At 55.2% G+C, this 4,592-nt stretch carries 6 protein-coding genes; 1 reads left to right on the top strand and 5 read right to left on the bottom strand.

Annotated features, from left to right (window positions below; translation table 11 throughout):
* From ACLQ7H_RS10975 to ACLQ7H_RS10960, 4 genes are all read right to left on the bottom strand, one after another.
* On the bottom strand, window positions 1–1,035 hold a 1,035-nt coding region (locus tag ACLQ7H_RS10975), incomplete at its 3' end, for a ribonucleotide reductase N-terminal alpha domain-containing protein (RefSeq protein ID WP_411752690.1).
* Entirely contained in the window at window positions 1,017–1,418 is a 402-nt protein-coding gene (nrdI, locus tag ACLQ7H_RS10970) for a class Ib ribonucleoside-diphosphate reductase assembly flavoprotein NrdI (protein WP_411752689.1), read from the bottom strand. The genes ACLQ7H_RS10975 and nrdI, both read right to left, overlap by 19 nt.
* Before the next feature lie 8 nt (window positions 1,419–1,426).
* Entirely contained in the window at window positions 1,427–1,663 is a 237-nt protein-coding gene (gene nrdH, locus ACLQ7H_RS10965; RefSeq protein ID WP_024484825.1) for a glutaredoxin-like protein NrdH, read from the bottom strand.
* Window positions 1,664–1,929: 266 nt separating this feature from the next.
* Entirely contained in the window at window positions 1,930–2,361 is a 432-nt protein-coding gene (locus ACLQ7H_RS10960) for a carboxymuconolactone decarboxylase family protein (RefSeq protein ID WP_411752688.1), read from the bottom strand.
* 99 nt (window positions 2,362–2,460) lie between these two features.
* On the opposite strand from ACLQ7H_RS10960, the gene ACLQ7H_RS10955 reads away from it, so the two are divergent.
* A complete protein-coding gene (locus tag ACLQ7H_RS10955) occupies window positions 2,461–3,903 on the top strand; it encodes a PLP-dependent aminotransferase family protein (protein ID WP_411752687.1) in 1,443 nt (480 codons plus the stop codon).
* 65 nt (window positions 3,904–3,968) lie between these two features.
* On the opposite strand, the gene ACLQ7H_RS10950 is transcribed toward ACLQ7H_RS10955, so the two are convergent.
* On the bottom strand, window positions 3,969–4,277 hold the full coding sequence (locus ACLQ7H_RS10950; RefSeq protein WP_411752686.1) for a YqjD family protein: 309 nt from the start codon (window positions 4,275–4,277) through the stop codon (window positions 3,969–3,971).
* Window positions 4,278–4,592: the final 315 nt, after the last annotated feature.

Genomic DNA, 4,592 nt, shown 5'->3' with positions numbered 1-4,592 from the left:
GATGCGGGATTTGCGGATGCGCTTGTCATCCACCATCTCACGGTATTTTTCGCTGACGCTAATCTCAGACAGCGGCACGCCATACACCTGCTGCACGTCGTAAGGAGAGAACAGGTACATCTCTTCGTTATTCTTTGCCAGCTCGAAGGTGATATCCGGGATCACCACCCCCAGCGACAGGGTTTTGATGCGGATTTTTTCGTCGGCATTTTCCCGCTTGGTATCCAGGAAGCGCAGAATGTCTGGGTGATGGGCTTGCAGATACACCGCCCCAGCGCCTTGACGTGCCCCTAGTTGATTGGCGTAAGAAAAGGCATCTTCCAGCATTTTCATTATCGGGATCACCCCGGAAGACTGGTTCTCAATGCGCTTGATCGGCGCACCCACCTCGCGGATATTGCTCAGCAGAAAGGCCACACCGCCGCCGCGTTTGGAGAGTTGCAGTGCCGAATTCACCGCGCGGCCAATCGACTCCATATTGTCTTCAATACGCAGCAGGAAGCAGGAAACCAGCTCGCCGCGCTGCTGTTTGCCGCAGTTGAGGAAGGTGGGCGTCGCGGGTTGGAAACGCCCGGAGATGATCTCTTCTACCAGATCCTGCGCCAGCGCGGTATCACCTGCCGCCAGCCGTAACGCCACCATGCACACCCGGTCTTCATAGCGCTCCAGATAGCGTTGGCCATCGAAGGTTTTCAACGTGTAGCTGGTGTAATACTTGAAGGCGCCGAGGAAGGTCTCGAAGCGGAATTTCCTGGCATAGGCCTGCTGGAACAGCTGCTTGATAAAGGCGAACTCATACTGGTCCAGCACCGCCGCTTCGTAATATCCCTCATCCACCAGATAGCGCAATTTCTCCGCCAGGTTGTGGAAGAACACGGTGTTTTGGTTCACGTGTTGCAAAAAGTATTGTCTGGCCGCCAGCCGATCTTTATCGAACTGGATGCGCCCTTCGGCGTCGTAAAGGTTGAGCATCGCGTTGAGCGAATGGTAATCCAGCGTGGCGCTGGCGGGCCTGGTCAGTTCTGTCGTTGCCAAAATGCGGTGACTCCCTGTTGAACGATAGCGACGTCTTGTGTGGTGCCGAGTAGCTCAAAACGATAAAGCACCGGCACCTGGCATTTTTTGGCGATGATGTCACCGGCGATGCCATACGCTGCGCCGAAATTGGTGTTACCTGCGGCAATCACACCGCGCAGGTAAGCGCGATTCTGCGGATCATTGAGAAAACGGATCACCTGGATCGGCACGGCACCGACGCTGCTGCCGCCGCCATAACTGGGCACGATCAGGATATAAGGTTGATCCATCAGCACTTTTTTACTGCCAGCGATCGGAATGCGTATCGCGGGCAGTGCCAGCTTCTCAACGAATCTGTGGGTGTTCTCCGAACTGCTGGAGAAGTAGACCAGCGGATCCATGGCACACCTCAGGAGGTTAGGGCGTTGGCTAACGCGCCGATCTTGTCCGGGCGGAAACCAGACCAGTGATCGTCACCAGCGATAATCACCGGAACCTGCTGATAGCCCAGTGATTTAACGTGGTTCAGCGCTTGCTGATCCTGGGTCAGATCGACCACGCGATAGTCAATCCCTTGTCTATCCAGGGCACGGTAGGTGGCATTGCACTGGACACAATCTGGTTTAGTGTAAATAATAATACTCATGATTCGCATTTACCTTTTGTATTGAAGGAAAGGCGGATAAGTCAGAAAGTTGAGCATGATAGGGCGTTTCTGACGGCGTCACCAACCCAAGCGTTTCCCCCTGCGTTGATGAATGAATACTATATGTTGATATTTGTATTATCAACATCACTATATGTGGTGTTTTTCGGTTTTTGGTGCGCAGGCCGCGCCGAGGCTGGAAAAACGGTGGGGAAATATTTTTTGCGGTGAGGATCGAGCAGGCCGGGTTACCCCGGCCAGCAAAATTACTGCCGCATGCTGACTGCCAGGCGGTTAAAGGCGTTCATAATGCTGATGGCAAAGGTCAGATCGCTGATTTCGGCGTCGCTGAAATGGGCTTTCAGGGCGTCAAAGGCGCTGTCCGGTGCGCCGGTTGTCGCAATCAGGGTGACCGCTTCGGCCCATTCCAACGCGGCACGTTCTGCCTCGCTGAATTCATGGCTGACGCGCCAGCCGGCCAGCGTATCCAGCTTGGCGTGGCTCGCTCCCCCTGCACGCAGCGCCTTGCCGTGCATATCCAGGCAGAAAGCGCAGCCGTTGATCTGCGAAACGCGCATAAACATCAGCTCAATGATCGCTTTATCCAGCGGGCCTTTCTCTAACCCGCCCAAGGCGCTCAGCATGGCTTTATAAGGGGCCGGTGACAGTTCGGCGTACTGCAAACGTTGCTTGATCATGTTCAAACCTCGGATTAATGACGTAACCAATGTATGGCGCTACTTTAGCTGCGATATGGTCTATGCTATAGAGCCATAAAATGATTATTTAACCAGGCCATGACACGCCATATTTTTGCTTTCTTACGCCTGGATCACCGACAGGCCGAACCGCTATACCGGCAGATCTATCTGCGGATTAAAGACGCTATCGTGCAGGGAACCCTGGTAGCTAACAGCCGTTTACCTTCGGTGCGCGGCTTGGCCAGCGATCTGGGGGTAGCGCGCGCGACAGTTGAAAATGCCTATGCTGCGCTGGTAGCTGAAGGTTTTCTGCAAAGCCGGGGCCAGGCAGGAACCTATGTTTCCTCCCAGTTGCTGAAAATGCCTGAGCGCCCCAAGCTGTCAGCGGTACCCACCTTGGCGATTCCGGCACCTTCCGCATTTCAGTCTCATCCCGCCGGGCCGACTCAGCCTTTCCAGCTTGGCCTGCCCGCGCTGGATGCCTTCCCACGGGCGGTATGGCAGCGCATCGTTGCCCGGCAGTTGCGTGGCACCACGATGGCCTCACTGGCACACCCGCCACCTAATGGCCTGCCGGAACTGCGCGAGGCAATCGTCCATTACCTGCACCTTTCCCGTGGCATCATCTGTCGGCCGGAACAGGTATTTATCTGCGCGGGTTATCAAGCTTTGATAGAGCTGGTGATCAACGCGTTGTTGAAACCGGGAGAGGCGGTCTGGCTGGAAGACCCAGGTTATCCGGTTACCCAGCCGCTGTTTAGCGCCGCCGGAATGCAAATTGTCCCAGTGCCGGTTGATGAGGAAGGGATGGATATTGACGCCGGTATTGCCACCCGGCCAGACGCCCGCATGGCGGTGCTGACGCCGACTCATCAAAGCCCGCTGGGGGTTACCCTCAGCCTGGCCAGGCGTATGGCGCTGCTGGATTGGGCAACCCGTCACTCGGCATGGATCATCGAAGACGATTATGACAGCGAATGCCGCTACTACGGCAAACCCTTGCCACCGTTAAAAAGCCTCGACCGTCAGGGGCGGGTGCTGTATGCCGGGACCTTCAGCAAAACCTTGTTTCCGGCGTTACGTATGGCCTATCTGGTGGTGCCTGCAGAGCAGACGGCGGCTTTTGAGCGCTGTAGCCAGCTGCGAGGCTGCGGTTGCCCACCGTTACTGCAAGCTGGAGTGGCCGATTTTATCAACGGCGGGCATTTTTACCGCCATCTGAAGCGCATGCGGTTGCTGTATCGCCAGCGGCGCGCATGGTTGTTGCAGGCCCTGACACAGCGGCTTGCAAACTATTTGACGGTGGCACCGCAGGCCGGGGGCATTCAGATGCTGGCTCACCTGAAAGCAGGGCTTAATGACCGTGAGTTGGCGAAGAGAGCCTGGCAACAGGGGTTGTCGATACAGGCATTGTCGGATTGGCAGATGGCAACGCCTGGTGATAATGGCTTATTGCTGGGCTTTGCCAACTTCACCAGCTATAGCGAAGCTGAACGTGCGGTGGCACGGCTAGCGGCGATTATCGAGAGCGGAAAATAAAGCGGCCCACGGAAAACCGTGGGCCAGACGCACATCTGTTTTTATGATTAAACCCGCTACATGGGTTAACGCCGGGCAAGCAAGACGCCGATCACGATACCAACAGCGGCACCGATGCCTACGCCCTGCCAAGGTTTGTCTCGTACATAGCTATCGGCACTGCCAGCTACGTCGCGAGCATGTTGTGTCAGGCTGCTGGAACCGTTGAAGCGTGCACGGGCATCACGTAATATCCCTTTTGCCTTACTGTGCAGTTCATGCAGTTCTTCTTTGGTCTTGCTGCTGGAATCACGTAACACTTCATCCAGCGTATCGGCCAGCAGGTTCACGTCCTGATCGATGTCTCGTTCTACTTTATCTGTCTTGTTAAACATTCGACTCTCCGTTACGACACATGTCCTATAAGTGTAGACCATTATGGGAAATGTGCTGGCGATCACGAAAATTTACGGCTATCCCCGCGAATAACGGAGCTTTTTTGGGGCCACATCCCAGCCTGAGGGCCTGGCTACCTGCTCTGTACATTTGGTTACTCAGCGAAACCAATCACTCACGGAAGCGGCGGATTGATTCCTCTATTATCTCTTCAACGGCCCAACCGGGCTTACCGAAAAACACTCCCTGAGGATTTAAAGATGAAAAAAGTATTAGCGCTGATCGTTGCTGCCACCATGGGCCTGTCTTCTGTT

This window comes from Serratia sp. (in: enterobacteria) (genome assembly GCF_046715635.1).
GTDB lineage: Bacteria > Pseudomonadota > Gammaproteobacteria > Enterobacterales > Enterobacteriaceae > Chania.
Note: the sequence above shows the minus strand (reverse complement) of the source record. Positions and strands in the feature narration are given on the sequence as shown.